Origin of the sequence: Bordetella hinzii LMG 13501, assembly GCF_001548475.1 — a bacterium.
Taxonomy (GTDB): domain Bacteria; phylum Pseudomonadota; class Gammaproteobacteria; order Burkholderiales; family Burkholderiaceae_B; genus Bordetella; species Bordetella hinzii.
The window spans coordinates 1-26968 of record NZ_LRUJ01000025.1 but is presented as its reverse complement, the minus strand read 5'-3'; the positions used below and the strand labels follow the sequence as shown (position 1 = coordinate 26968).

25 protein-coding genes are annotated in these 26968 nt (G+C 68.4%); 9 read left to right on the top strand and 16 right to left on the bottom strand.

Features of this window, described 5'->3' with window-relative positions; all coding sequences use genetic code 11:
* Nucleotides 1-64: 64 nt before the first annotated feature.
* Nucleotides 65-520, top strand: coding sequence for a hypothetical protein (locus tag AXA74_RS15980; protein ID WP_032977952.1), 456 nt, complete (start codon nucleotides 65-67; stop codon nucleotides 518-520).
* A complete protein-coding gene (locus AXA74_RS15975) occupies nucleotides 517-708 on the top strand; it encodes a hypothetical protein (protein WP_029578329.1) in 192 nt (63 codons plus the stop codon). Before AXA74_RS15980 ends, AXA74_RS15975 begins: the two co-directional genes overlap by 4 nt.
* 8 nt (nucleotides 709-716) lie before the next feature.
* Here the strand turns inward: AXA74_RS15975 and AXA74_RS15970 are convergent, their stop codons facing one another.
* Entirely contained in the window at nucleotides 717-1895 is a 1179-nt protein-coding gene (locus tag AXA74_RS15970) for an MFS transporter (RefSeq protein WP_032977949.1), read from the bottom strand.
* A gap of 185 nt (nucleotides 1896-2080) precedes the next feature.
* Here AXA74_RS15970 and AXA74_RS15965 point away from each other — a divergent pair, with 185 nt between their 5' ends.
* Nucleotides 2081-3043 carry a Bug family tripartite tricarboxylate transporter substrate binding protein gene (locus AXA74_RS15965; protein ID WP_032955498.1) on the top strand — a complete coding sequence of 321 codons (963 nt, stop codon included), beginning with the start codon at nucleotides 2081-2083 and terminating at the stop codon, nucleotides 3041-3043.
* Between the two features lies 1 nt (nucleotide 3044).
* Here the strand turns inward: AXA74_RS15965 and AXA74_RS15960 are convergent, their stop codons facing one another.
* The 6 genes from AXA74_RS15960 to AXA74_RS15935 are packed head-to-tail and all read right to left on the bottom strand — an operon-like array spanning nucleotide 3045 to nucleotide 10069.
* Nucleotides 3045-4532 (bottom strand): class I adenylate-forming enzyme family protein, encoded by a 1488-nt coding sequence (locus AXA74_RS15960; protein WP_032977946.1) that lies wholly within the window; start codon nucleotides 4530-4532, stop codon nucleotides 3045-3047.
* Nucleotides 4533-4534: 2 nt separating this feature from the next.
* Complete coding sequence (locus AXA74_RS15955; RefSeq protein WP_032955496.1) at nucleotides 4535-5902, bottom strand: MmgE/PrpD family protein; 1368 nt, start codon at nucleotides 5900-5902, stop codon at nucleotides 4535-4537.
* A 20-nt stretch (nucleotides 5903-5922) separates the two neighbouring features.
* Entirely contained in the window at nucleotides 5923-7107 is a 1185-nt protein-coding gene (locus tag AXA74_RS15950) for an acyl-CoA dehydrogenase family protein (RefSeq protein ID WP_029578334.1), read from the bottom strand.
* A gap of 19 nt (nucleotides 7108-7126) precedes the next feature.
* On the bottom strand, nucleotides 7127-8062 hold the full coding sequence (locus tag AXA74_RS15945) for a hydroxymethylglutaryl-CoA lyase (protein WP_032961130.1): 936 nt from the start codon (nucleotides 8060-8062) through the stop codon (nucleotides 7127-7129).
* Nucleotides 8063-8072: 10 nt separating this feature from the next.
* Nucleotides 8073-8885: an enoyl-CoA hydratase/isomerase family protein gene (locus AXA74_RS15940; protein WP_032977943.1), complete on the bottom strand. Its 813-nt coding sequence runs from the start codon at nucleotides 8883-8885 to the stop codon at nucleotides 8073-8075.
* Nucleotides 8882-10069, bottom strand: coding sequence for a CaiB/BaiF CoA transferase family protein (locus tag AXA74_RS15935; protein ID WP_029578337.1), 1188 nt, complete (start codon nucleotides 10067-10069; stop codon nucleotides 8882-8884). The genes AXA74_RS15940 and AXA74_RS15935 overlap by 4 nt, the downstream gene beginning before the upstream one ends.
* 136 nt (nucleotides 10070-10205) lie before the next feature.
* Between AXA74_RS15935 and AXA74_RS15930 the strand changes: the two genes are divergently transcribed.
* The 3 genes from AXA74_RS15930 to AXA74_RS15920 all read left to right on the top strand — a co-directional run bounded on the left by AXA74_RS15930 (nucleotide 10206) and on the right by AXA74_RS15920 (nucleotide 12942).
* On the top strand, nucleotides 10206-11000 hold the full coding sequence (locus AXA74_RS15930) for a GntR family transcriptional regulator (RefSeq protein ID WP_051593810.1): 795 nt from the start codon (nucleotides 10206-10208) through the stop codon (nucleotides 10998-11000).
* A gap of 63 nt (nucleotides 11001-11063) precedes the next feature.
* Nucleotides 11064-12026 (top strand): Bug family tripartite tricarboxylate transporter substrate binding protein, encoded by a 963-nt coding sequence (locus tag AXA74_RS15925; RefSeq protein WP_029578339.1) that lies wholly within the window; start codon nucleotides 11064-11066, stop codon nucleotides 12024-12026.
* Between the two features lie 67 nt (nucleotides 12027-12093).
* Nucleotides 12094-12942, top strand: coding sequence for a fumarylacetoacetate hydrolase family protein (locus AXA74_RS15920; RefSeq protein WP_029578340.1), 849 nt, complete (start codon nucleotides 12094-12096; stop codon nucleotides 12940-12942).
* Nucleotides 12943-12957: 15 nt separating this feature from the next.
* On the opposite strand, the gene AXA74_RS15915 is transcribed toward AXA74_RS15920, so the two are convergent.
* From AXA74_RS15915 to AXA74_RS15905, 3 genes are all read right to left on the bottom strand, one after another.
* Nucleotides 12958-14385, bottom strand: a complete 1428-nt coding sequence (locus AXA74_RS15915; RefSeq protein WP_051593909.1) for a PepSY-associated TM helix domain-containing protein — start codon at nucleotides 14383-14385, stop codon at nucleotides 12958-12960.
* 10 nt (nucleotides 14386-14395) lie between these two features.
* A complete protein-coding gene (locus AXA74_RS15910; RefSeq protein WP_080700913.1) occupies nucleotides 14396-16495 on the bottom strand; it encodes a TonB-dependent receptor in 2100 nt (699 codons plus the stop codon).
* A 79-nt stretch (nucleotides 16496-16574) separates the two neighbouring features.
* A complete protein-coding gene (locus AXA74_RS15905) occupies nucleotides 16575-16973 on the bottom strand; it encodes a DUF2946 family protein (protein WP_029578343.1) in 399 nt (132 codons plus the stop codon).
* 467 nt (nucleotides 16974-17440) lie between these two features.
* On the opposite strand from AXA74_RS15905, the gene AXA74_RS15900 reads away from it, so the two are divergent.
* Both AXA74_RS15900 and AXA74_RS15895 read left to right on the top strand, forming a co-directional pair.
* Complete coding sequence (locus tag AXA74_RS15900; RefSeq protein ID WP_029578344.1) at nucleotides 17441-19930, top strand: AsmA family protein; 2490 nt, start codon at nucleotides 17441-17443, stop codon at nucleotides 19928-19930.
* Nucleotides 19927-20310 (top strand): MOSC N-terminal beta barrel domain-containing protein, encoded by a 384-nt coding sequence (locus tag AXA74_RS15895; protein ID WP_029578345.1) that lies wholly within the window; start codon nucleotides 19927-19929, stop codon nucleotides 20308-20310. Before AXA74_RS15900 ends, AXA74_RS15895 begins: the two co-directional genes overlap by 4 nt.
* On the opposite strand, the gene AXA74_RS15890 is transcribed toward AXA74_RS15895, so the two are convergent.
* The 4 genes from AXA74_RS15890 to rsmD all read right to left on the bottom strand — a co-directional run bounded on the left by AXA74_RS15890 (nucleotide 20307) and on the right by rsmD (nucleotide 22996).
* Nucleotides 20307-21518, bottom strand: coding sequence for a benzoate/H(+) symporter BenE family transporter (locus tag AXA74_RS15890; protein WP_032955491.1), 1212 nt, complete (start codon nucleotides 21516-21518; stop codon nucleotides 20307-20309). The two genes, AXA74_RS15895 and AXA74_RS15890, sit on opposite strands and share 4 nt — an antisense overlap.
* Nucleotides 21515-21769 (bottom strand): YfhL family 4Fe-4S dicluster ferredoxin, encoded by a 255-nt coding sequence (locus tag AXA74_RS15885; protein WP_029578347.1) that lies wholly within the window; start codon nucleotides 21767-21769, stop codon nucleotides 21515-21517. The genes AXA74_RS15890 and AXA74_RS15885 overlap by 4 nt, the downstream gene beginning before the upstream one ends.
* A gap of 70 nt (nucleotides 21770-21839) precedes the next feature.
* Entirely contained in the window at nucleotides 21840-22352 is a 513-nt protein-coding gene (gene coaD / locus AXA74_RS15880) for a pantetheine-phosphate adenylyltransferase (RefSeq protein ID WP_029578348.1), read from the bottom strand.
* A 23-nt stretch (nucleotides 22353-22375) separates the two neighbouring features.
* A complete protein-coding gene (gene rsmD, locus AXA74_RS15875; RefSeq protein WP_185843352.1) occupies nucleotides 22376-22996 on the bottom strand; it encodes a 16S rRNA (guanine(966)-N(2))-methyltransferase RsmD in 621 nt (206 codons plus the stop codon).
* 72 nt (nucleotides 22997-23068) lie between these two features.
* On the opposite strand from rsmD, the gene ftsY reads away from it, so the two are divergent.
* A complete protein-coding gene (gene ftsY / locus AXA74_RS15870) occupies nucleotides 23069-24307 on the top strand; it encodes a signal recognition particle-docking protein FtsY (RefSeq protein WP_060833219.1) in 1239 nt (412 codons plus the stop codon).
* 10 nt (nucleotides 24308-24317) lie between these two features.
* Here ftsY and AXA74_RS15865 read toward each other — a convergent pair whose 3' ends face one another.
* Entirely contained in the window at nucleotides 24318-25901 is a 1584-nt protein-coding gene (locus tag AXA74_RS15865; RefSeq protein ID WP_032955535.1) for a CYTH and CHAD domain-containing protein, read from the bottom strand.
* 187 nt (nucleotides 25902-26088) lie between these two features.
* Nucleotides 26089-26910: a phosphonate ABC transporter, permease protein PhnE gene (gene phnE / locus AXA74_RS15860; protein WP_029578352.1), complete on the bottom strand. Its 822-nt coding sequence runs from the start codon at nucleotides 26908-26910 to the stop codon at nucleotides 26089-26091.
* Nucleotides 26911-26968: the final 58 nt, after the last annotated feature.

The window sequence follows — 26968 nt, the reverse complement described above, 5'->3', positions numbered from 1 at the left end:
CAAGGCCTGTCGTCCAATGGTTCGTCCACGCTTCGTGGGCAGTCCATATAACGGAGACAGAGCGGTGCACGCCGAGCATTCACCCTGGAAGTACCTGATCCTATGGTTGCGCTTTTACTATGCCATCCACTTCCTGAAGTCGGGGATCAATTACGCGGTCTTTGATGTGATCCCGGACTTCAGCAAGGCGGGGGCGGTGGGGCCCTACCTGAATGCGATGAATGATGTCGGGTTCTATCCCTTCATCAAGTACCTGGAGATCGTGCTGGGCACGATGCTGCTGTTCAATATCCTGACGCCCCTGGTGTTGGCGGTCATGGCCGGGATTGCTTTCCAGATCGCCTATCTGAATCTCTTCGTGTCCCCCCATCCCAGGCAGTTGTTCACGGGCACGCAGGAGGTGTTGCTCTGTGGTTTGCTGATCCTGGCCTATGGCAAGAGCTATGCCGGGATGTTGAGGCTGAAGGCCATGCCGGCGTTTTTGTGGCAGAAGCCGGTTTCGTCGGAGTCACGCATATGAAGACCCCGCTCGGCGTCAAGCCGTTTGTCATTGTCATCGCGGTGGCGTTGGCCTGGACCCTTATCGTGATTGGATTTTCGACTTCGATGGGCGAGCGGCCCTTGCGCTTGTACGACTGGGGGCCGCCGGCCGGCGCTTGTCTGCTGACCTTGGCATTCATGATCCGGGACGCGCTGCGCCAGCGTTGATGCGCGGGTCAGGAGCCGTTTTCGGGCGCCGCCGGGTCCATGGCGGGCAGCCATAGCAGCAGGGCGACGGAGAGGAGATGGATGGCGCTGGCCACCACGGCCAGCGCGCCCAGCCCCAGGGTGATGAAGGGGGCGGCGATGACGGTGCCCAGGGTGCTCATCAAGAAGATGAAGAAGATGATCAGGGCCGAGCCCCGGGCGTTGTTGTCGCCGGCGGCGACGATGCCGCGGTAAAAGCCGATGGGCCCGCGCAGGCCCAGGCCGATGGCCATGGGGGTGAAGAGCCAGGGCAGCATGCCGGCGTCCCGGCCGCCGGCCAGGCCATAGGCGGCGAGCGCCAGGCCGCTGGCGGCCGACAGCAGGGTGCCGGCCAGGATGATGGCTTCGGCGCCATGGCGTTCGGCCGCGCGGGCGCTGAGGTTGGCGGCGATGATGAAGCCGGCGACGTTGATGACCTGCATGACGATGAAGTCGGCGAGGCGGCCGCCCATGCTTTCGATGATGACGATGGGCGCGCCGAACACAAAGGTGATGAGGCCGCCCAGGGTCATGGCGTGGCTGAGGGCATAGCGCATGAAGACGGGGCTGGCCAGCAAGGCGCGGTAGTTGCCCCGGGCGCGGACGGCGCGCGGCTGGGGCGGCAGGCCGATCAGGGCCAGGAGCGCGAGCGCGGCCAGGGCGAGCGCGGCCAGTAATTCAAATGAGGATTGCCAGCCGTAGCGGGCCAGGAGGGCCGCGCCCGCGATGGGGGCCAGCGCGGGCACCAGGGATTCGGTGCTGCCCAGAAAGCCGATGGCCCGCACCGCGCCCCGGTCGCTGAAGAGCTGGCGGATGATGCCCGGACCCAGCACGGGGGCGGCGGCCGCCGCCGCGCCTTGGACCAGGCGCAGGGCGATCAGCGTGCCAATGCCGGGCGCATGGGCGCAAGCGAGGGAGGCCAGCGCGAAGGCGGCCAGCGAGATGAGCAGCAGCGGCTTGCGATCGATATGGTCGGCCAGGCGGCCGAAGAGCAGCAGGCCCAGGCCGCAGCCGCCCACATAGGCGGCCAGCACGAGCTGGGCAGCCGCTTCGCTGCTGCCGAACAGGCGCGGCAGTTCCGGCACGGCGGGCAGGACGAGGTCGGTGCCGGCCAGGGACAGCATCGCGCAGACGATGAGCAGGAAGAAGGTCGCGGTGCGTCGGCTCATGAGGGATCGGGGCGGCAGGAGGAGGGGCAAGCCTAGCCGCTACGGCGCGAGGAATCAAATCGCCGGAGGGAGGCGCGATTTTGATTGGCCTTCTATCAATGTACGTACATAATAAATATTCATTGTGTTTTTTATGTACGGATGTAGGCGGAGACCTGCGCCGTGACCGTCAAAGGAGAGCAAGGATGCGCAATTGGATTGCAGGTCTGCTGCTGGGCGCGGCGTGTGGGGTGACGGCGGCGCAGGCCGCCTATCCGGAGCGCGGGGTGAAGATCATCGTGCCTTATCCGGCCGGGCAGACCACGGACGTGATTGCCCGGGCCATCGGGCAGGAGCTGGGCGAGGCCATGGGCCAGGCTTTCTTCGTGGATAACCGGGGCGGCGCCGGCGGCATCATTGGCATGGAGGCGGCCAAGCGCTCGGAGCCGGATGGCTATACCCTGCTGATGACGGCCAGCGGTCCGGTGGCGATCAATCCCGGGCTCTATCGCAAGCTGCCCTATAACGTGGAGAAGGACTACGAGCCCGTGGCCCTGGTGGCCATGGTGCCGCTGTTCCTCGTGGTGCGGGCGGATTTCCCGGCCAATAATGTGCGCGAGTTGCTGGACTATGTGAAGCGTCACCCCGGCGAGCTGAACTATGGTTCGGGCGGCAGCGGGTTGACCAATCATCTGGCGATGGAGATGTTCAAAAGCCAGGCGGGCCTGAACATCACGCACGTGCCCTACCGGGGCGCGTCGGCGGCGCTCACGGGCCTGATGAGCGGCGATGTGGCCATGATGTTCGAGGCCGGGCCGGCCATCATGCCCCATGTGCAGTCGGGCGCCCTGAAGGTGCTGGCCGTGGGCGGCAAGGAGCCCGCCCGCGCTTTTCCCAAGGCGCGGCCGGTGTCGACCGAGGGCGTGCCCGGTTATGAGGCCCAGGCCTGGATTGCGCTGCTGGCGCCGGCGGGCACGCCCAAGCCCGTCATCGACCAGCTCAATGCCGCCACGCGCAAGGCGCTGGGCCGCGCCGATCTGCAGGACAAGCTGGCGGGCCTGGGCGCCGAGACGGTGTCGGTCAGCCCGGCCGACACGCGCCAGTTCATCCAACGCGAAATCACGGTCTGGGGCCAGGCGGTCAAGGCCTCGAACGCGCGCGTGGATTGACTCAGCGCGCCCGCAGGGCGGGATACGGGCCGTCGACCAGGGCATAGGCCGACAGCACCTGCTCGCGCACGGCGCGGCGGCTGATCTTGCCCTGCGGATTGCGCGGCAAGGCCTCGACGGCGATGTGGGCGCGCGGATGTTTGTAGCGCGCCAGTCCCTGGACGCGCTGGCGGGCCTGGTCTATCCAGCCCGCGCCGGCGTGCTCGGCCACGGCGATGATGACCTCGCCCCAGTAATCGGAGGGCAGGGCGACCACGCAGATCTCGCCGCAATCGGGCGTGCCGGCCAACGCGGCTTCGATTTCGTCGGGATAGATTTTGTAGCCGCCGCTCTTGATGACATCGGCCATGCGGCCCAGGAGCCAGAGCCGGCCGCGGTCGTCGAGGCGGCCCAGGTCGCCGGTGCGATGCCAGCCGTCGGCGTCCGGAGCGTGAAAGCCATCCTGGTCGACATGGCCGATATACATATGGCGCGAGCGCAGTTCGATTTCGCCGTCGGCGTTGATGCGCAGCTGCACGCCGGGCGCCGGCCAGCCCAGGCAGGCGCCTTCGCCGCCGCCTTCGGCGAAGCAGGCTTCGGTGGCGGCCGGGTCGAGCACGGTGATGGGATTGACGTTTTCGCTCTTGCCGTAGGTGATGCGCACGTTCGGGCCGAACAGGGCGCGGGCCTTGGCGTAGAGGCCGGGCATGAGGGTCTGCGTGCCGGTGAAGACGCAGCGCACGCCGGGAAAATGCTCGCCCTCGAAGGCGGCGGCCAGCTTGGCCAGCACGGTCGGAGGCGCGAACACGGCGGCGCCGGCGCGCAGTTCGCGCCCGGCCGCTTCCAGGTCCACGCCCTTGAGCAGCACTGCCGTGCCGCCGTGGTCTATCCAGGCGCGCGCCTGCATGGACGCGCCGTGGACATAGGGCGTCATCAAGAGCACGCGCGAGCCCGGCCCGGGGGTGAAGGGCAGCACGGCGCGCAGCATGACGGCGGCCAGCCAGCGCCGGCCCTGGTCATAGACCAGGGCCTTGGGCTTGCCGGTGGTCCCGGAGGAAAAAATGACGCGGCCCCAGTCCTCGGCGTTGACGGCGGGCAACAGGGGCGGCGCGGCCAGCGGGGCGATGTCTTCACAGAGGATGAGCGCCGCGCCCAGGCCCTGGATGGCCTGGGCATGGGCCCGGTCGGTGATGATGTGGCTCATGGGCGTGAGCTGCTGGCTCCAGCGGATCTCATCGCGGGTATAGGCCGCGTTCAGGTGCACGAGGCAGGCGCCGCTGATCGTGGCGCCGTAGTCGGCCCAGACCGCCGCGCAGCCGTTGGGCAGGTAGATGCCGACACAGCCGCCCGCGCCCACGCCGGCGGCGTGCAGCGCGCAGGCCAGCGCATGGGCGCGGGCATTGAGTTCGGCAAAGCTCAGCCGGTCTTGGCCGTCATCGACGGCCACGCCCTGCGCAAAGCGCTGGGCCAGGGTATGCAGCTCCAGCGACCAGGGGATGGTGTCGGCCATGCTCAGCTCCGGAACAGGGTGCGCACGTCATCGATCCGCGCCAGGCTGGCCAGCCGGTCGTACAGGGCGCCGCCGGAAGGCAGGTCGGCGTCCGGCGACTGGCGGCGCCAGATGGCCAGGCAATCCTCGAATTTGGCGCGCAGCTCCGTTTCGGGCAGGGGCAGGTGCGCGTGGCCGCGCGGATAGCGGATCTCGCCCGAGCGCAGCACGCGCCCGTCGCGCGTGGTGATGGCTACGGTGTCGTAGCGCGAAAAAGCGGCATCCTCGGGATCGGGCGCTTCGACGATGCCGATATCCACTTTGCCGTAGAGCGCCCGCAGGGCCGGTTCATTGACCAGGTCATCGTCCAGCTCGGCCAGGCCCACTTTGCCGCGCGCCAGCGCCGCGGCGACGGCGAACTGGGCGCTGAACTTGGCTTCCAGCGCCGTGACGGGGGCGGCGTTGCGCAGCATGGAGGCCTGCGGCCGGCCGATGCCGATGGCCACGCGCTCGACCTGCGAGGCATCCAGGGCATGCTCGCGCGCCAGGTCGAGCACGGCGTCGATCACCCGGTGGCCTGAGTAGCAGACGGGGTATTTTTTTATCGACAGGCCGGTGGCCAGGATGCGCGGTTCGCCCGGCGTGTAGGGGCGCTCGCGGTCGGCGCGGCCCTGGGGCGAGAGCGCCGCCAGGAAACCGGCGTGATGTTCCAGTGCATCGGCCGCGGCGGTCAGGCCCAGGCCGGTCAGGGCCAGGGCCTCGAAGGCCAGCGAGGCCGCGCGGCCGGCGTGCAGGGGCTTGGTCATGGTGCCGAAGTTGGCGACCAGTCCGCTGGCCAGGCTGGCGCCGATGGCCAGTGCGCGGGCGGCGTCGGCCGGGGACAGGCCGCGCAGATGGGCCAGGGCGGCCGTGGCGGCCACGGTGCCGAATACCGCGGTCGGATGCCAGCCCTTGATGTGATAGGGATCGGGTTCGCGCGAAGTCAGCTCGGCCCAGACTTCGTAGCCCACGATATAGGCGCGCAGGCAATCCTGGCCCGAGGCGCCCTGGACGTGGGCCTGGGCCAGGATGGCCGGCGTCAGCACGGTGCTGGGGTGGCCCGACAGCGCCACGTCGTCGTAGTCCAGCGCGTGGCCGGCCACGCCATTGACGAAGGCGGCCTGGGCGGGCGGCAGCGAGTCGGAGGCGAACCACAGGGGCGCCTGGCCGGCGCCGCCCAGGCCGCGGGCATGTTCGAGCGCGATGCGGGTGACGGTCTCGCCGCGCGCGGCCAGCGCCACTGCGATGGTGTCGGTCATGCCTTGGCGGGCGATGGCTTCGGCCTGCGCCTGGCGCGGGCCGAAATCGGGGTGGGCGATATAGGCGCCCAGCGCCTGGGTCAGTCCTGTCATGAGGATCTCCGTCCGCGCGCTCAGAAAGAGCGCGGCATGCCCAGCATGTGCTGGCCGATGTAAGAAAGGATGAGGTTGGTGGAGATGGGCGCGATCTGCAGCAACCGCGTCTCGCGCCACTTGCGCTCGACGTCATACTCGCGCGCGAAGCCGAAGCCGCCGTGGGTCTGCAGGCAGGCTTCGGCGGCGTGCCAGGCCGCCTCGGAAGCCAGCATCTTGCCCATATTGGCCTCGTCGCCGCAGGGCAGGCCGGCCTGAAACAGCGTGGCGGCCTTGCGCAGCATCAGGTCCGCGGCCTGGGTTTCGGCATGGGCGCGCGCGATGGGAAACTGGATGCCCTGGTTCTGGCCGATGGGACGGTCGAAGACGCGGCGCTCGCTGGCATAGGCCACCGATCGGCGGGTGAACCAACGCGCATCGCCGATGGCCTCGGAGGCCACCAGGATACGTTCGGCGTTCATGCCGTCCAGGATGTAGCGGAAGCCCTTGCCGGCTTCGCCGATCAGGCTGTCGGCGGGGATGCGCAGGTTGTCGAAGAAGACTTCCGTGGTGTTGTGGTTGATCATGGCCTTCAGCGGCCGGATTTCCATGCCGTGGCCGAGCGCGGCGCGGATATCGACCAGGAAGACCGACAGGCCGTCGCTTTTTTTCTGCACGTCGTCATAGGGCGTGGTCCGCGCCAGGAGCAGCATGAGGTCGGATTGCAGCGCCCGCGAGGTCCAGACTTTCTGGCCATTGACGACATAGCTGTCGCCCTCGCGCACGGCGCGCGTCTTCAGGCGCGTGGTGTCGGTGCCGCTGGTGGGTTCGGTCACGCCAAAGGCCTGCAGCCGCAGTTCGCCGCGCGCGATGGCCGGCAGATAGCGGGCTTTCTGCGCGGGGCTGCCATGGCGCAGCAAGGTGCCCATGGTGTACATCTGGGCGTGGCAGGCGCCGGCGTTGCAGCCGGCGGCATGGATTTCTTCCAGGATGACGGCGGCCGCGCGCAGCGGCATGCCGCTGCCTTCGTATTCTTCGGGGATGAGGGCGGCCAGGAAGCCCGATTCGGTGAGCGCGGCGACGAATTCGTCGGGGTAGCGCTCGTCCTGCTCGAGGCGGCGCCAGTACTCGCCGGGAAACTGCTCGCAGATGCGGCGCACGCTGTCGCGCACATCGGGGAAGTCTTCGCCCAGGGGCATGGCTAGCGGGGGGGAACAAGTGTCCATGGTGTCTCGGATGAAGGGGTCAGGCGGCCAGGGCCTCGCGGGCCGGGGTGAAGCCGCGCGGCAGGCCGGCCCGCGCCAGGCCGCCGTAGAGGGGGGTCTCGGGCAGCGCGGCCTGCAGCAGCTGGCGCACGTCCAACAGGGCGTTCAGATCGATGCCGGTGTCCACGCCCATGGATTCCAGCATGTAGGCGGCGTCTTCCATGACGATGTTGCCGGTGGCGCCGGGCGCGAAGGGGCAGCCGCCCAACCCGCCCAGCGAGGCGTCAAAGGCGCGCACGCCGCAATCCAGCGCGGCCAGCAGATTGGCCAGGCCGGTGCCGCGCGTGTCATGGAAGTGGGCCGCGACCGGCAGCGAGCCGACCTCGGCCAGCACGGCCTTGAAGACACGGCGCACCAGCGCGGGGTTGGCATAGCCCACCGTGTCGGGGATGATGAGCTCATCGGCGCCGGCCTCGGCCAGCGCCACGGCGTAGCGCACCACGTCGTCCACGGGCACCTCCCCTTCATAGGAGCAGCCCAGCGCGGTCGCCAGGCCGCCGCAGAGGATGGGACGGCGGGCCTGGGCGCGGGCCAGCCCGGCCATGTCGCGGAAGTCTGCCAGCGACGCTTCGCGGCTGCGGCGCACATTCTTCATGTTGTGCGTCTCGCTCACCGACATGACGAAATTGATCTTGTGCACGCCCAGTTCCAGCCCGCGCTGCGCGCCGCGCGTGTTGGGCACCAGCGCGGCCACCGTCAGCCCGCCCACGCGCAGGGCGCCGGCGGTGACTTCGGCGGCATCGACGAACTGCGGCAGCAGCTTGGGCGGCACGTAGGAGGTGACCTCGATCTCGGCCACGCCGGCGGCCGCCTCGCGGCGTATCCATTCGAGCTTGGTGTCGGTCGCCACGAAGGTGGCGACGCTTTGCAGGCCGTCGCGCAGCCCCACCTCGCGCAGGATGACGTCTCTTGCCATGATGTTCTCCTCAGCGGCCCGTGAAGACGGGCTTGCGTTTTTCGTTGAAGGCCAGCACGCCCTCGCGGCGGTCGTCGGTATCGACCAGGTGGTTGTAGGCCTCGATTTCGAAGCGGAAGGCGGTGCGCAGCTCCATCTGGCCGCCGTAGCGCACGGATTTCTTGATCTGGCGTACCGACAAGGGGGCGTTGCCAGCGATGATCCCGGCCGTGGCCAACGCCGCCGGCAGGACGTCGGCCGGCGCGTGCAGCGCATTGGCCAGCCCCCAGTTCAAGGCTTGCGCGGCGTCGAAGGGACGGCCGGTCATCAGGATCTCCTTGGCGCGGCGCTCGCCCACCGCGCGCGGCAGGTTCTGCGTGCCGCCAGCGCCGGGCATGATGCCCAGCGTGACTTCGGTCAGCGCGAAGCGCGCCTCGCGGCTGGCGTACAGAAAGTCGCAGGACAGCGCCATTTCCAGGCCGCCGGCATAGGCGTGGCCATTGACGGCCGCGATCACCGGCAGGGGCAGGTCCACCAGGGTCCAGTACATGCGCTCGAAGAGTTCATGCTGGCGCTGCCAGGTCTCACGGCTCATGCCGTTGCGCTCCTTGAGGTCGCCGCCGGCGCAGAAAATGCGCTCGCCCGCGCCGGTAAGCACCACGCAGCGCACCGGACCGGCATCCTCGGTCAGGCGGTTCCAGAGGTCGAGCAGGTCGCGGCCCATCTGCGTGTTGATGGCGTTGCCCGCCTGCGGGCGGTTCAGTGTCACCACGAGGACGTGCTCGCCATGCGACCGCGCGGTCACGGTCTCGTAGTCGGGCAGGGGCGGTGGGGTCGGGCTCATGTGCGGGTCTCCAGGGTGGCCGGGGTCTGTCCCAGCAGCGTCGCGGTGTGTTCGCCCAGCATCGGCGGGCGTGATCGGGGCCGGGGCCGCTGGCCGTCGAAGCTCAGGGGCAGGCCGATGAAATCCATGCCGGTGCCGGGCACGCGCTGCACCAGGCCCAGGGCCTGGGTCTGCGGGTGCGCCAGCATCTGGTTCATGTCGTTGACCGGCGAGCAGGGCAGGCCGGCCGCCTCCAACCGCTCCAGCCAGTAGGCGGTAGGCTGGCGCGCGAAGATGGCGTCCAGCGCCCCGTAGAGTTCGGCCTGGTTGGCCACGCGGCTGGGGTTGTCCGCGTAGCGGGGGTCTTGGGCCCACTCGGGGTGGCCGACCACCTTGGCCAGGCTGCGGAACAGCCCATCATTGCCGGCGGCCACGACGATCTCGCCGTCGGCCGTGGCATAGCCTTTGTAAGGCACGATACTGGCCGTGCCCGAGCCGTAGCGCGGCGGCGCCTCGCCCGAGACCAGCACTTGCGCGGCGATGAGCGACACCCAGGTGGTCGCGGTCTCGAACAGCGAGACATCGACGATGCGGCCACGTCCGCTGGCCTGGCGTTGCAGCAGCGCGGCCAGCACGCCGATCACCGCCCACATGCCGGTGCCCATGTCGACGATGGACGCGCCCACGCGCACCGAGGGCCGGCCGGCCTCGCCGGTGGTGCTCATGATGCCGCCGAAGGCTTGCATCAAGGGGTCGTAGCCCGGGTGCTGGCGCAGCGGGCCCACGCCGCCGAAGGCGCCCATGTTGCAGTAGACCAGGGAGGGCTTGAGCGCCAGCAGCGCCGCGCCGCCCAGCCCCAGCGCGTCGACCTGGCCGGGTCGAAGGTTCTGCAGCACCACATCGGCGCGCTCGGCGATCAGCTGCCTGAGGGCTTCGGTCTGCGCCGCATCGCGCAGGTCGCAGACGACGGACTGCTTGTTGCGGTTAAGCGCCTGGAAGAGGGTGGCGGCGCCCTCCTGGAAGGGAGGGCCCCAGGCGCGGGCGGCATCGCCATCCTGTTTTTCCACCTTGATGACCGTGGCGCCCAGTTCGCCGAAAATCTGTCCGGCGAATGGCGCGGCCACGCTGTGTCCCAGCTCGACCACCACCATGCCCTCGAAGGGGCGGGCGGGCGAGTCCGGGGCGGTGTCGCTCGTGTGTTGCATGGATTTGTCTCCGTCCAATGCCCCCGCGGGCGGGCGCTCAAACGCTTTGTTCAATGTACGTACATTTATCACTTTACATTGAGTTTTAATGTACGTACATTGCTTTCTAAACTTTTTTTGGATCTAAGGTGGACGCATGTCCAAGAACGACGGCAAGCCCCTGGGCAAGCCCACGCGGGCCACGCCCAGGAGCAAAACCCAGCCGCGCTATGCCTGGCTGCACCAAAGCCTGCTGGACGGCATCACGTCAGGGAAGTACCCCGTGGGCTCCCTGTTGCCGACCGAGGCGCAGCTGAGCGCCACTTTCGGCGTGAGCCGCCATACGGTCCGGGAGGCCACCCGGCGCCTGGTCGACACCGGCATGATCGTGCGCTATCCCAGTATCGGCACGGTGGTGATGTCGGCCCAGCCGGGCGCCACCCAGCCCAGCTATGTGGCGGGCCTGGGGTCCATGAAGGACCTCCTGGCCTACACGGACCAGACCCGCCTGGAAGTCTTCGGCGAAACCGTGGCGGTGGCCGACGAGGCCATGGCCGAGTCGCTGCGCTGCGAGGCCGGCTCGAAATGGCTGGTGCTGCATACCAACCGCTGCCTGGTCGAGAACGGCCGCGTGATTTCGTACACGCGCGTCTACCTGCGTCCCGAGTTCGAGAGGATCAAAGAAAAGCTGCATGGCAATCATCCCAGCATCTACAAGATGCTGCAGGACGACTACGGTCAGGAGATCCACCGGATCCGCCAGCAGATTGAGGCCACGCTGATGCCTGAGAACGCCTTGTTCCAGCTCGGCCTGGACAGCGGCAGCCCCGCCCTGCGGATGCTGCGCGCTTATTTCGACCCGCAAGACCGTCTGCTGACGGTATCTGAAAACTTCTATGTGGCCGACCGCTTCAAGTTGCAGACCGAATGGGAACGTGGAGAGGAGCCATGAGCTGAGTTTCCCTTCGGCGCATTTGCAGCGTGCTCGGACAAAAAAGGATGGAGGAGACAATCCATGAAACGAGCACTCGCAGCACTGTTATGCCTGGGCGCCCTGTTCGGCGCGGGCGCCAAGGCCGATTACCCCGACCGGGGCGTGAAGATCATCGTGCCTTTCCCGGCTGGACAGACGACCGACGTGCTGGCCCGCACCATCGGCCAGCAATTGACGGAGTCACTGGGCCAGGCATTTTTCGTCGACAACCGCGGCGGCGCCGGCGGCATCATCGGCATGGAGGGCGCCAAGCGCTCCGATGCCGATGGGTATACGCTGCTGATGGCCTCCAGCGGGCCGCTGGCGATCAACCCCGGGCTCTACAGAAAGCTGCCCTACGATACGCTGAAGGACTTCACCGCGGTGTCCATGGTGGTGGTGGTGCCGCAGTTTCTCGTGACGCGCGCCGATTTTCCGGCCAATAATCTCAAGGAACTGATCGACTACGTAAAAAAACACCCCGGGCAGCTGAACTATGGTTCGGGCGGCACGGGCCTGACCAATCACCTCACGATGGAAATGTTCAAGCGCCAGGCAGGGCTCAACATCATGCACGTTCCTTATCGCGGCGCGGCCGCCGCCCTGACCGGGCTGATGAGCGGCGATGTGGCGATGATGTTCGAGTCGGGCCCGGCCATCATGCCGCATGTGCAGAAGGGCGCCTTGAAGGTCTTTGCCGTGGGCAGCCGCAACGGGTCCAAGGCCTTGCCGGATATCCCGACCATGGATCGCGCCGGCGTGCCCGGCTTTGACGCCCAGACCTGGGCCGCGCTGCTGGTGCCCAAGGGCACTTCCGCGTCCATCGTCGAGAAACTCAACAAGGCCATGCAGATCGCCTTGCAGAAACCGGCCGTGCAGCAGCAGCTGGCCGCGCTGGGCGCGGAGGTGATGCTGAGCACGCCCGACCAGACCAACACCTACATCAAGGCTGAAATCGCCCGCTGGGGCGACACGATCAAGACCGCCAACGTCCAGCTGGAATAGGGCGGCGAGCAAGTCGCGGCGCGGTCCCCGCGCCTTTCATCATCAAGGAAACAATGAGGAAGCAAGCATGAAACTGGTGAGATTCGGCCCGGCGGGCCAGGAAAAGCCCGGCCTGATCGACGCGCAAGGCGTGTTGCGGGATCTGTCGGGCGTGGTGCCCGATATCGGCGCCGCGCAACTCGGCCGCCAGGCGCTGGCCGCGCTGGCCGCCCGTGACCCGGCCAGCCTGCCGGCCGTGGCGGGCGAGCCGCGCATGGGATGTCCCGTGGCCAATGTGGGTAAATTCATCGCCATCGGCCTGAACTATTTCGACCACGCGGCCGAGGTCGGCGCGCCGGTGCCCAAAGAGCCCGTGATCTTCATGAAGGCCACCTCCTGCATCCAGGGCCCGGACGATCCCGTCATGCTGCCCGAAGGGTCGCAGAAGGGAGATTGGGAAGTGGAGCTGGGGATCGTCATCGGCGAGCGCGCGCGCTATGTCGAGGAGGAGGCGGCGCTGGATTACGTGGCCGGCTATTGCGTGGTCAATGACGTGAGCGAGCGCGAATTCCAGATGGACCGCGGCGGCACCTGGGACAAGGGCAAAGGCTGCGATACCTTCGGGCCCATCGGCCCCTGGCTGGTGACACGCGACGAGGTGCCCGATCCGCAATCGCTGGATCTGTGGCTGGACCTCAACGGCCAGCGCATGCAGACCGGCAATACGCGCACGATGATCTTCGGGGTGAAGACCATCGTGAGCTACGTCAGCCGCTTCATGACGCTGCTGCCGGGCGACATCATCATCACCGGCACCCCGCCCGGCGTGGGCCTGGGCATGAAGCCGCCGGTCTTCCTGCGTGAAGGCGACGTCATGACCCTCGGCGTGCAGGGCCTGGGCAGCCAGCGCCAGCGCGTGGTGGCCTTCGCGCGCTAGCCAGGATCGGCCGGCTCAGCTGGCGCGGGCCCTCGCCAGCCGCAGGGCCAGCCGGTCGAACAGCCACATCAGGATGAGCGACAGCCCCACCAAGGGAAAGATCAGGCCGCCGATCGCCATGATGGCCAGCACGCCGCGCAGGGCGCGCGCCTCGCGCGGCGCGGGCGGTATGCCCAGCCGGCCGGCGGGCCGCCGCTTCCACCACATGGCGGCGGCCGACACCGACAGCAGCACGATGGCCAGGCAGGCCAGGGCCAGGATGATCTGGTTGGCCAGGCCGAACTCCTGGCCCATGTGCACATTGATGCCCCATTCCAGCGTCCTGCCGAGGGGGCCATAGTCGGCATAGCGCATGTCCAGCAGCGGCTTGCCGCTGTATTGGTCCAGGTGCACGACGCGCTGCTGGTGCAGATCATTGGGATAGACCGAGGCCGTGTAGACGCCGCGCGGCCCGTCGGGCAGGTTGATGGCATAGCCCGGCGCCAGGCCGAGATGCTCGAAAACCGCTACCGCGCGGTCCAGGCCGATGGCAGCCGGCGCGCCCATCGGCATGGCCGGATGCGTGTGCGCCGGGCCGCCGGCGTCATGGCCGGCGTGGCCTTCATGCCCGCCGCCGGACCGCGGCAGCCGCGCCTGCTCCAGCGACCATGTGGTCGGCCCCTGGTCGGCCAGCTTGAGGTCGGACATGGGAAGCTGCACGCGCACCCCGGCCGGATAGCCGAAGTTGCTGCCATTGGCCCATTGGTTGACCTTGGCGCCCCAGATCTGCGACCAGGGCAGCCCCGTCAGGGCGAGGAAGACGATGAACAAGGCCGTGAACAGGCCGGTCACCGCGTGCAAGTCACGCCAGAAGACCCGCCGGCCGGGGCCGCCGCGCACCGTGATGACGCCCTGGCGGCGGCCTCGCGGCCACCAGAGATAGAGGCCGCTGGCCACCAGCAGCAGCGACCATCCGGCGGCAATCTCGATCAGGGCGTTGGCCACGGGGCCGAAGTAGTCCAGGCTATGCAGCCGCCGGATGGTCCACATCAGGGTGCCGCGCTCCGGCAGGCTGCCCAGTATGCGTCCGGTATAGGGATCGGCATAGATCGACAGCCGCTCGCCCGCCGGCGTGCGCACCACGGCCTGCGCCGAGGCGCGCGGCGAGGCGGGCGGCAGGTACTTGACCAGGACGCCGCCAGGCTGGGAGGCCAGCGCGATGGCGGCGAGGGCTTCGGGCGCGCGCGGCGCGCCGTTGGCCACGGGCACCTGCCGCAGATCGCGGTACCAGGCGTCCTCGATCTCGTTGTGGAACAAATAGAGGGCGCCGGTGATGGCCAGCACGATCATGAAGGGCAGGACCAGCAGGCCGGCATAGAAGTGCCAGCGCCACACCGCGCGGTAGAGGTCGCCCGTGGCCGCGCGTTCGGCGGCGCCTTCGTTCAGGGGGTGGGGCAGGGACATGGGGATCTCCTCAGAAGCGGTAGTTGGCGCTCAGTTCCACGCGCCGTCCTTCGCCGACCAGCCATTGGGTCTGGTTGTAATAAGCGGTCTCGGCGTACTGGCGGTCGAAGACGTTGTAGCCACGCAGGGCCAGGGTGAGGTCGCGGCGCGCCTCCCAGATGAGCGCCAGGTCGGTGGTCGTGTAGCCCGCCATCTCCAGTTTGTTGGCCGCGTCGGCATAGCGGCGGCCCACATAGCGCAGGCCGGCCGCCGCCGTCCACTGGGGAGCGAAACGCCAGCTCAGCCAGGCATTGGCGATTCTCTCGGGCACGTCGGCGGGGACATTGCCATCGCGCGAGACCGCCTGGCCGCCCGCGGATTCGCTGAAGTCGTCATAGCGCGCGCGCAGCAGCGCGGCATTGAGGTCCAGGCGCAGATCGGCGCTGATCTGCAGGCCCAGCGTGGCTTCCAGGCCCCGGCTGGATTGCTCGCCGACCTGCACCCGCAGCGAAGGATCGTTGGGGTCGCGGCTGAGCAGGTGGTTCTTGCGGATGTGGTAGGCGGCCAGCGTCCATTGGCCGCGCTGGTCCCAGAAGGCATGCTTGATGCCGACCTCGACCTGGCGGCCCGTGGAAAGATCAAAGTCCTTGTTGGCCGGCGAGAGCAGCAGCAGGCTGCCGACCGGGTCGGCGGCCTCGGCGTATTGCGCATAGACCGAGAGATCGGGGGTGAAGGCGTAGACCGAGCCCACGCGCCAGCCCACATTGTCGAACTGGGTGCGGTAGGCGGTCTGCCCGGCCACCAGGTCGCGGCGCTTGAGGTCGATGTGGTCGTAGCGCAGCCCGGCCAGCACGGACCAGCGGTCGGTGAGCATCAGCCGGTCTTCGGCAAACAGTGCGTACTGCCCGGCCGTGTTGCGATAGCGCGGCGAGGTACCGGCCAGGTTGATGAAGCGCCCGTGGTCCACCTCGTAGGGGTCGACGACCGACGTGCCGCCATAGGGTGAGTTGTTGCTGTGCTTGAGCGACGCGCGGTTGAGTTCGAAACCGACGGCCACTTTGTTGCGCAGGCCCAGCAACCGGCCGTCGAAGCTGGCGTCGGCGATGGCGCCGGCCTGGGACTGGTCGTGCCGGATATCCGTATAGGCGCTGCGCTGGATCATGCCCGTGGGCAGCCAGGTGTAGTTCTCGGCGTCGCGATAATCGCGGTCGCTGCCGATGTAGTACACGCGCGCGCGCAGCTGGGTCGTTGCATTGGGCGTCCATTCGGCCTTCAGTTCGCTGCGGCTATCGCGGTAGATGATCTTGCTGTCGGCGACGTTGTAGTTCTGCCGCCGCAAGCCGTAGTCCAGGCTGCCATCGACCAGCGGCGTGCCGAAATAGCGCGTGGGCTCCTGCCAGGAAAAGGCCTGGGTGAGCGTGAAATTGAGCTGCGGCGAGACGTCCAGGCGCAACGCGGCCGTCGCGGCGGTATTGCGGCTGTCGCCCAGGCTCAGGCCCGAGTCCGTGTGGTTGCCGCTGAGGTCCAGCCGGTACGACCAGCGGTCATCCAGCGCGCCGCCGCTGCCAAAGCCCAGGCGCTGGGTGTCATGCGTGCCCGCCGTGAGCTGGATTTCGTTCTCGACGGGGCCGCGCGTGGGTTTCTTGGGGATGACGTTGACCACGCCGCCGATGGCGCCCTCGCCATACAGCACCGAGGCCGGGCCGCGCAGGACCTCGATGCGGTCCACGGCCCAGGGGTCGTAGACGAAGGTCTGGCCCACGCCGCCGAACTGCCGCACGCCGTCATAGAGCATGGCTACCGAATTGCTGTCGGTGAATCCGCGCGAAGACAGCGAGGAGCCGCCGTTGCCGGGGTGGCGCATGGCGCTGATGCCGGTGGCCTGGGTAATGGCGTCGATGGCATTGACCGCGCCGCGCTCGCGCAGCTGCGCGTTGTCGATGATCTCGATGCTGGCCGGCGTCTGCAAGGGCGTCAGGCCCAGCAGGGTGCCAGTGGCGGCGGGTTGCTGCAGGACGGTGTCATCGCCGCGCACGGCGATGCTGGGCAGGGTGGCCACGGGCGCGGCCCAGGCCGCGCCGGGCACGCAGCAAAGCGCGGCCAGGCGCATCCTGACGGAGGGGGTTCGCATGGAATCTCTCGTTCAAATCGTTGAGGACCGTCCGCGATGGACGGCAAGAATCAGGCCGGCAGCACGCTGCCGGCGGCGATCAGGCGAGAGACAGGGGAGGGGCGCGCGCGCCGAGCGGCGCGCTGAGGACGGGATGGACGCGCGGCGTGGGCGGGGCGCGCGCGGCGATGGGGAAAACTTGTTCGGCGACCGGCACCGGCGCGGGCGGCGCGCCCAGCAGGGCCGCGGCGGCCACGGCCGCGCCCACCGAACAGGCGGCGGCCTGCGCGGCATGGCGCTCGTCGGGCGCGTGGTCGGCCTTGGACGGGCCCTGCACCCAGATGGGGCCGGAGGCCGAGCAGAGCTGGATCAGCGTGCCGCCATGCGGCGAACCGGGCATGAAACCCTGGGGCACCAGGGCCTTGAGCGCGAACAGCAGCAGCGCCAGCCAGAAAACGGCGGCGCGGCATCGCGGCAAGGGGGTGGCCCGGATCTGCATGATGGCTAAGGATTCTAGACCACTTGGCCACTTGGGGCCGGCGGCGGGCCGCGCACAGGGGCCGCGGCAGGTTGCAAAACTCGCCATTGCGCAACAAAACCTGCCGCGCTCCGCTGGGAAAGCGCGGATCTGGGGCGGGTTTTCCGGCTTGTGGCGCCTGCCAGGCCTGGGATTTTCCCTTATGCTTGCGCAAACCCAGGGGTTTTGTCTTCCAGGATGCGTGGCATTTCCATTGAGGCGCCCCTGATTTGTTACGATAGCGTTATCCGGCGCGGCTGCGCGCGGATCAAGCCGTTGACGCTCCCTTTTCCCTGAAACCTCTGCCTTGTCCCCTCGGCCAGGCCGATGTGGCTTGCCTCGAATGCTGGCGGTCCTGGTTGGCGGAGGGTAGCCACGGTGAACGCGCCGGTCCCGACGGGGCCGGCCCTTTTGGGATTATTCCAAGTCGAGTTATCGACGGGGCGGCAATGAAGACGTGGTTCAAGCGCATTTTGATAGGCTTGGTGGTGTTGGTGCTGGTGGCGGTCGTGGGATTGGCCATCTTCCTGCTGACCTTCGATCCCAATGCCTACAAGTACAAGCTTGAGGAACTGGTCCAGGAGCGCTATCAGCGCACGCTGACGATCGAAGGCGAGATCGAGCTTTCGCTGTTCCCGCGCATCGGCCTGTCGGTGCAGGGTGTGTCCCTGTCCGAGCCCAAGAGCCCCGAGACCTTCGCGTCGATCGACAGCATGCGCCTGGCCGTGGCCGTCTGGCCCCTGCTGTCCAACAACCTGGTCGTCGACCACGTCACCATCAATGGCTTCAAGGCGCGCATCATGCGCGACAAGAACGGCCATTTCAATTTCGAGAATCTGGTCGGCGGATCGGTGCAGAACACCGGCGTGCCGGCCAATGCGGCCGAGGCCACGGTGGGCGCCATCTCGGGCGCCGCGCAGGCCCTGGCCAGCGGCACGGTCAGCGCGCCGCGCAGCATGCAGATCGACATCGCCGGCCTGGACCTCAAGGACGGCGAGCTGCAGATGCAGGATGCCATGACCGGCATGGCGGTCTCGGTCACGCAGCTCAATGCCAATACCGGGCGGGTGACCTTCAACCAGCCTTTCGACGTGAGCCTGACCGCGCGCGTCGAGGGCGGGGATCCGCGCTTTGACGCCGGCCTGACCGGCCAGGCGCTGCTGCGGCTGGATCCGGCGGCCAAGCGCTATGCCGCCCAGCGCCTGGATCTGCGCATGGAGGGCAAGATTCCCAGCGCCCAGGCCAAGAGCCTGGTGGTGCGCGGCAACCTGGCCTTCAATGGCGCGACGTCCTCGCTGGACGTGGCCGGGCTGGAGATGCTCTTCCAGGGCGATATCGCCCACCCCTCGGCCAAGCTGACGGGCGTGGACGCCAGCGTGGCGGTGCCCAAGCTCTCCCTGGACCCGCACAAGACCCAGCTGCAGGTCGAGAAACTCGCCGTGCGCGCCAAGGGCACGGCCGCCGAGGGGCCTTTCGAATTCGCGCTCGATACGCCGAGCCTCCATGTCTCGCCCGCCTCCGCCGGCGGCGATGCGCTCACCGGGCGCATCCGCAATCAATCGCTGGACGCCAGCTTCGGCCTGACCGGCATCAGCGGCAATGCTTCCGAACTGGACATCAAGGAAGCCAAGGTCGACGGCAGCTTCAAGCAGGGCGAGCGCCTGGTCAAGACCGTGTTCGCCTCGCCGGTGTCGCTGAACCTCGCGCAGCGCGTGGTCGGCCTGGCCGCGCTCAAGGGCGATGTCAACATCACCGACCCGGCCCTGCCCAAGGGCAGCCTGCAGATCCCGGTGATCGGCAGCGTGTCGGCCGACCTGCTCAAGGACCAGGCCAGCGCCAAGATCAACGCCGTGCTCGAGGGCGGCAAGTTCGACCTCACCGCGGACCTGGCCCAGCTCTCGGCCCAGCCCCAGCTGAAGTTCGCGCTGGCCGTGGACACGCTGGACCTCGACAAGCTGGCGCCGCCCGTGGCGGCCGCGCCGGCCAAGCCGGCCGGCGACGGCAAGCAGGATGAATCCAAGCCGCCGGCCAAGCCTGCCGCGCCCGCCAAGCCCGCTGACGACAGCATCAATCTTTCCGGGCTGGTGGGCCCCAGCGCCAATGGCACGATCAAGGTCGGCCAGCTGGTCGTGCGCGGCCTGAAGGCGTCGCAGGTGGGCGCCAACATCAAGCTGGAGAAAGGCAAGCTGGACATCACCGGCCTGGCCGCCGATCTCTACAACGGCAAGCTGGCCGGCGCGTTCTCGGTCAACGCGGCCGACGGCAACCAGATGGCCGCCAAGCTCAATCTCACGGGGATCGCCATCGAGCCCTTGCTGGTCGACGTCGCCAAGCGCGACACGCTGTCCGGCAATGGCAGCCTGGCGCTGGATCTGAGCACGGCGGGCGCCAACAGCTATGCGCTGACCACCAATCTGGGCGGCTCGGTGCAGCTGCGCCTGCGCGACGGCGCGGTCAAGGGCATCAACCTGTCGCAGACCCTGCGCGACCTCAAGGCCGTGGTCAGCGGCCAGCCGGAAGACATGACGTTCGGGGCCGACAACGCGCGCCAGACCGCCTTCACCGCCATGGAAGGCGACATGACGCTGGCCAAGGGCGTGGGCACGGTCAAGCGCCTGGACATCGCCACGGACTACCTGCGCGTGTCCCAGGGCCAGCCGGCGGCCATCGATTTCGTCAACAGCACGATCAACTTCGTGGCGATCGCGCGCGTGGTCAATGCCAGCAACGAAGGCAAGGACCTCGCCGAGCTGCGCAACCTGCCGGTGCCGGTCCTTATCAGCGGCACGTTCGACAAGCCGGTCTACACCGTGCAATGGCGCGAGATCGCCGGCACGCTGCTCAAGCGCGGCGTGGAGAGCAAGATCAAGGAAGCCCTGGGCGGCAAGGCCGGCAAGGGCGATGTGGGCAAGGCACTCAAGGGCGTCCTGGGCAAATGAGCACGACCTATCAGCCAGTGGCCGGCTGCGGCCACACCGGGCAGGCCCAGGCGGCCGATTACCAGCGCCGCTGGCTGGTCAGCAATGACGCCGGCCAATGGCTGACGCCCGAGCTCTGCCCCGGACTGGCGCAGGTGAGCGTGGAGCTGCGCCTGGGCTATCTGGTGCTGCGCGCGCCGGGCATGCTGCGCCTGGATATCCCGCTGGATGTCATCGAGGACGATGACAGCGTGCGCTATCAGATCCTCATCGGCGGGCAGGCGGTGGACGTCGTCGACGAAGGCGAGCTGGCCGCGGCCTGGATGTCCAACCACCTGGGCATCCCGGCGCGCTTGCTCAAGGTGCATCCCGACATGGACGCCGTGCGCTGGCCGCTCTAGGCCCGGGCGCGAAGGCTGAACACCACGTGGGCCAGCAGGCCCGCGGCCAGGCCCCAGAAGGCCGATCCTATCCCCCAGAAACTCACGCCCGAGGCGGTGGCCAAGAGGGTGATCAGCGCCGCTTCGCGGCGCTGCGGGCTGCCCATGGCATTGGCCATGCCGCCCATGATGGCGCCCAATAGCGCAAGCCCGGCCAGCGCGGCGATGAGCGCCGCCGGCAAGGCCTGGAAAAACACCGCGACCGTGCCGGCCGCCACGCTCAACAGCACATAGCTCAGGCCGTAGGTGGCCGCGGCCACATAGCGGCGGGCGGGGTCGGGATGGGCTTCGGGGCCGGTGCACAGCGCGGCGATGATGGCGCCCAGCGTGACGCTGTGCGCCCCGAAGGGCGCAGCGACCAGGCCGGCCAGGCCGGTCAGGGCCACCAGGCGCGAGGCCGGGGGGCGGTAGCCGGCAGCCTGCAGGATGGCCAGGCCGGGAAGATTTTGCGAAGCCATGGCCACGACGAACAGCGGCACGCCCAGGCTGATGGCGGCCTGCAGTGTGAAGGTCGGCGTGGTCCAGACGAACTCGGTCCACTCCCATCGCACGGTGTCCAGGTGCAGCAGGCCCTGGCCGGCGGCCACGGCCAGGCCCAGCGCCAGCACGGCCATGATGGCAAAGCGCGGCAGCCAGCGTTTGAAGACCAGATAAGCCAGGCACATCGTGAGCACCAGCGCCGGCGCGCCGGCCATGCTGCGGAACACGCCCATGCCGAAATTCAGCAGCACGCCCGCCAGCATGGCGCCGGCGATCTCGCCCGGGATACGGCGCACGATGGGATCGATCCAGCCGAAGACGCCGCAAATGATGGTGAGCAGGGCGGCCAGCATGAAGGCGCCGACCGCCTGGTCGAAAGGCACGCCGGCCAGGCCGGTGACCAGCAGCGCCGCGCCCGGCGTGGACCAGGCGAAGACCACGGGCAGGCCGGTGCGCAGGCTGACCAGGGCGCCGCCCAGGCCCAGGGCCAGGCAGATGGAGCCCAGCCAGGAGCCGATCCGCGCGGTGTCCAGGCCGCCGGCATGGCCGGCCTGCACCATCAGCACGGCGGTGCCGCTGAAGCTGACGATGACCGCGACCAGCCCGGCGATGACGGCCGAGGCCGACAGATCCTGGGCGGCGGGGCGGCGGGGAGCGCAGAGCGCGGAAGACTGTTCGGGCCCGCTCATGCGGGGGCACCGGTGAGGCGGCGGTACTTGGCCATCAGGGCCTCCTGGCCTTCTTTCCACTGAGGGTGCAGTTCGATGCACTCGACCGGGCAGACCACCTTGCATTGCGGCTCGTCGTAGTGGCCGACACATTCGGTGCAGCGGTCAGGATCGATGACGTAATAGTCCTCGCCCATCGAAATGGCTTCGTTGGGGCACTGCGGTTCGCAGACGTCGCAGTTGATGCATTCGTCGGTAATGAGTAGGGCCATGGCAGGGCGGCGCGAGGGACGGAGGTCCCTTGCATTGTAGCGCCGCCAGGCGGCCGGCCCCGGCGCCGGATCAGCCGGCGTTATTGGGCCAGGACTGCTCGCGGCGCTCCTTGGCCTTGGCCTGCAGCCAGCGCTCGACCGAAGGGAAGACGAATTTGCTGACGTCGCCGCCCAGCTGCGCGATCTCGCGCACGATGGTGCCCGAAATGAACTGGTATTGATCCGAGGGCGTCATGAATAGCGTCTCGACGTCGGGCAGCAGGTGGCGGTTCATGCCGGCCATCTGGAATTCGTATTCGAAATCGGACACGGCGCGAAGGCCGCGGACGATGACGCGCCCATTCTGCTCGCGGACGAAATCCTTGAGCAGTCCGCCGAAGCTCTGCACTTCGACATTGGGGTAATGGCCCAGCACCTCGCGCGCGATCTCCACGCGCTCGTCGATGCTGAAAAAGGGCTTTTTATTGCGGCTGTAGGCCACCCCCACAACCACTTTGTCGAACAGGGCTGCGGCGCGGCGAACCAAGTCTTCGTGACCGCGCGTGAGCGGGTCGAACGTGCCGGGGTATACGGCGGTGATCATGCGGGCTCCCAAACCTTATATGTTTATGGCGTTACACCATCCTCCGAATCCGGATTATTGTCCGTTTTCCGCAATGCAGCAAATTGGAGCAGGCGGTAATGGACGGCGCCGGCCTTGCCATCGCGCAAAAGTGTGAATTCCGGCGGAGCCTGGACGGGAGATTCCGCTTCCACATAGACCAGGGCGCCGTCTTCCAGCACGGGGGGCAGAAGCGGCCAGATCCGCTCCAGCCAACCCTGTCCGAAGGGCGGGTCCAGCAAAACGAGGTCAAAGCGCGAAGCGTCCATGCGCGACAGGGCCTGCAGGGCGTCGCCGGCGTGGATGCGGATCTGATCGGCCTTTAATTTATCGCGCAGTGTCCGTAGCGCGGACACCGCGGCCCGGTCGCGCTCGACCATCTGGACCTGCGCCACGCCGCGGGAGGCCGCTTCCAGCCCGAGCGCGCCGCTGCCGGCGAACAGGTCCAGCACGCGCTTGTCATGGAAATCGCCATGCCAGAGATGGGCCAGCCAGTTGAACAGGGTTTCACGCACCCGGTCGGGGGTGGGGCGCAGGCCGGGGACGTCCGGCACGGTGATCGGGGTGCGGCGGAATTGGCCGCCGACGATGCGGATGGCGCGCGCGCCGCTTGCGGATTGCTTCAAGAACGGAACCTCCTGGCGCGAATAGTAGCCGTTCGCGGCGTGGCAAGGGCGATCCCGAATATACTTTTGAATATGTTCAGCTTCTTCAAGAAAAAGACCCCTCCGCCCGCCGCGCCGGCCACGCCCGCGCCGCCGCCGGAGCCCGTCGTCCAGCCGGCCGAGCCCGTCCCGCCGCCCGCTGACCCGTCCCCCGTTGATACGGCCCCCGTTGAGCCGATTCCGGCTCAAGCGGCTCCCCTTGAACCGGCGGCCGTCGAACCGGCGCCTGTCGCCCCGCCGCCCGTGCCCCCGCAGGCCGCGCCCGAGCCGGTATCCGAGCCGGTATCCGAGCCGGTATCCGAGCCGGTATCCGAGCCGGTATCCGAGCCGGTATCCGAGCCGGCCGCCGCCGCGCCCAAGAAGGCGTCCTGGCTCAGCCGGCTCAAGCAGGGGCTGGCGCGCACCGGCCAGAGCCTCGGCGGCATTTTCGTCGGCGTCAAAGTCGACGAAAACCTGTTCGAGGAGCTGGAGTCGGCCCTCATCATGGCCGATGCGGGCATGGAGGCCACCGAAAAACTGCTCACGGCCCTGCGCGCCCGCGTCAAGAAAGAACGCATCGAGGATCCCGCCCAGGTCAAGGCGGCGCTGCGCCAATTGCTGGCCGAGCACCTCAAGCCGCTGGAGCGCGGCTTCGACCTGCGGCGCAGCCAGCCCCTGGTGGTGATGATTGCCGGCGTCAACGGCGCGGGCAAGACCACCTCCATCGGCAAACTGGCCCACACCTTCCAGCGCCAGGGCGCCAGCGTGCTGCTGGCCGCGGGCGACACCTTCCGCGCCGCGGCGCGCGAGCAACTGATCGAATGGGGCAGCCGCAACAACGTCACCGTCATCGCCCAGGAGGGCGGCGACCCGGCGGCGGTGGCGTTTGACGCCGTCAACGCGGGCCGCGCGCGCGGCGCCGGCGTGGTCATGATCGACACCGCGGGGCGCCTGCCGACACAGCTGCACCTGATGGAAGAGCTCAAGAAAATCCGCCGCGTCATCGGCAAGGCCGATGCGGCCGCGCCCCATGAAGTGCTGTTGGTGGTCGACGGCAATACGGGCCAGAACGCGCTGGCCCAGATCCGCGCCTTTGACGCCGCCATCCAGCTCACCGGCCTGGTGGTGACCAAGCTGGACGGCACCGCCAAGGGCGGCACGCTGGCCGCGGTCGCGGCCGGCAGCCAGGGCGTGCGCCCCGTGCCGGTCTATTGGATCGGCGTGGGCGAGGGGCTCGAAGACCTGCAGCCCTTCGTGGCCGAGGAGTTCGCCACCGCGCTGTTGGCCGACTGACGGCCGGCCGCTACGCCTTCCAGAAGCCCTTGCCCTTGGCCAGCCTGGCGAAGGCGGGCTGGGCCTGGGTGGCCAGCGTCTGCAGGCGGGCGGCGATCCAGCCCAGCGCGAACCAGGCCTGCGGATGGTTCAGGGTCTGGGCGCGATAGTGGTCGGCGGCCACCGCGAGATCATTGATTTCGCCCAACAGGTCCTGCACCTCCGCCAGTTGCTTGCGGTAGCCGCGCAGGCGGGCCCCGGGCAGGAGCGATTCGGCGAATGACAGCCCGTAGCGCAGCCGCTTGGCGCGCTTGCGCAACTCGTGGCGGGCGGCCAGCTCCAGGTCGCCGAAGTGCATGCCTTGCGACACCACCTGTTTATGCCATTTGCGCAGGCGCCGCGTCAGAAAGGGCAGCAGGGTGGGCTTGGGCGGCGCGGCGTCCAGCGGGATGATGGCCGGCTCGAAGGGCTGGCCATCGGCCAAAGCGGGCGCGGTCCGGTCCGCGCTTGCCGGGCGCACATTCAGGCTCCATTCGTACAGATCCAGCAGCCAGCCCTGGAAGGCCGCGCCGCTGCACAGCGCATGCGCGTCGGCGCCGCGCACCACCGGCTCGACCGGGATGTCGGGCATGCCGGCCTGGATGAGGGCGGGCACGATGGTGTCGGCCAGTACGTCCTGGTCGCGGCTGGCGCCCAGGGCGCCGAAGTATTCGCGGATGCCGGATTGCAGCGGGGCGGGCGGCGCTTCGATGGCGCCCTCGAACAGCCGCCAGGCCGAGCGCAGCCGGCGCATGCCCACGCGCAGCTGGTGCACATGCTCGGGGCCGCCGGCGGCATAGACGCCGGCCGTGTCGACCTCGGCCAGCATGGCCGCGTTGCGGATGATCTGTTCCAGGCATTCCCCGGCCACGCGGCTCATGGCCTGTTCGGGCGTCATCCCAGCGTCCAGGCTGATGCCGACCGAGCCGCGGGGCGCCCAGAAGCGCGCCACGATCTGCCGGGCCGCGGCCTCATCGCCGGCCAGGCCCAGTTCGGCGGCCAATTGCGCCAGCGCATCGCCGCGCTCGGATTTGCTGCGCGAGTCCAGCACCAGGCCATGGCGCTTCTGCCAGCCCCGGGCGATGCTGAAGATGGCCTGCGGGCGGCCGGAGAGCAGCTCGAACTCGATTTCGCAGATGGGCAGCTCCAGGCCGCCGGCCCGCAGCACGCCCAGGTCCAGGGCGGCCTCGACCGTGCCCTCGCGGGCGCGCAGTTTGCAGAGCAGGCGCTGCACATCGGTTTCGTAGCGCACGCCCAGCTGACCCTGGAGGCGCGACAGGGCCTCGCCCACCTCGGTGCCGGCGTAGACCGAGAGATCCAGCACGGGACCGGGCCGCAGGTGATTCAGCTCGATGCGGCTGATGGCATTGGCACCCGGCATCTTGACCGTCTGCACCCAGGTATCGCCTTCCTGGCGCAGCCGCAAGGCAATACGGGCCTTGACCAGTTCGCGCTCCGGGGTATCGAAATACATGGCGCGCAAAGGCAGGCGCGTGGCCTGCCGCCCGGCGATTTCCTGCCTGACGCCGCCGACCGCGGCGGCGGGGACGTGCAGTTTCAACTCTTGTTCTGACATGTCGGCCTTGCCCACGCAAAAGTCGGGATAGTAATCATGGCACAACCGTTTCTTGATGACCGGTCATAATCCGGAAATAAATCAAGAAATCTTCAGGAAAATACGTCCAACGCCGGCGAACGGGCCATCAAAGCGCCCGGCCATGAAAAAGGCCGCCCCGGAGGGCGGCCCGACGGGTTTCCGGGGATCAGAGGATGCGCTTGCGCGCCTGGGTGATGATGACCTCGGCCACGACCACGATGGCGAAGATCGAGGCCAGCACCAGGGAGACGCGGTCCCACTGGAAGAGATTGAGCGCGGTGTCCAGGGCCATGCCTATGCCGCCGGCGCCCACCAGGCCCAGCACGGCCGACTCGCGCACATTGATGTCCCAGCGCAGGAGCACGATGGACCAGAAGGCCGGGCGGATCTGCGGCCAATAGCCATACCACAGCACCGCGCCCCGGCTGGCGCCTGTGGCCGTCAGCGCTTCGATGGGGCCGCGGTGCGCCTGTTCGATGGCCTCGCCCACCAGTTTGCCGACAAAGCCTATCGAGCGAAAGGCGATGGCCAGCGTGCCGGCCAGGGCGCCCGGCCCGAAGATGGCGATGAACAACAGGGCCCACACCAGCGAGTTGACCGAGCGGCTGGAGACGAGGATGAGGCGCGCCAGCTGGTTCAGGAGGCGGCTGGGCGTCAGGTTGTTGGCCGCCAGCAGGCCCACCGGCACGGCCAGCACCACCGACAGCAAGGTGCCCAGCGTGGCGATGTGCAGGGTCTCGACCAGCGGGCCGTGCACGCCTTCGGCATAGAAGGACCAGTCCACGGGCCACATGCGGCTGAGCAGGTCGGCCATCTGTTCCGGCGCATCGTAGAGAAACTCCGGAATCACCTCGACGCTGCGCACCGCCTGCACGACGGCGGCCACCACCAGCAGGTAGAGCATGAATCGCAGCAGGCGCTGGCCGGCGCTGTAGCGCTGCCATCCGCGGTGGCCGGCCTGGACCTGGGAAGCCAATGTCGTCGTCATGGACGGGCCTCCGGTTTGCCCAGGCCGCGCGCGCCGTTCAAGCGCCTGGCCAGGATGC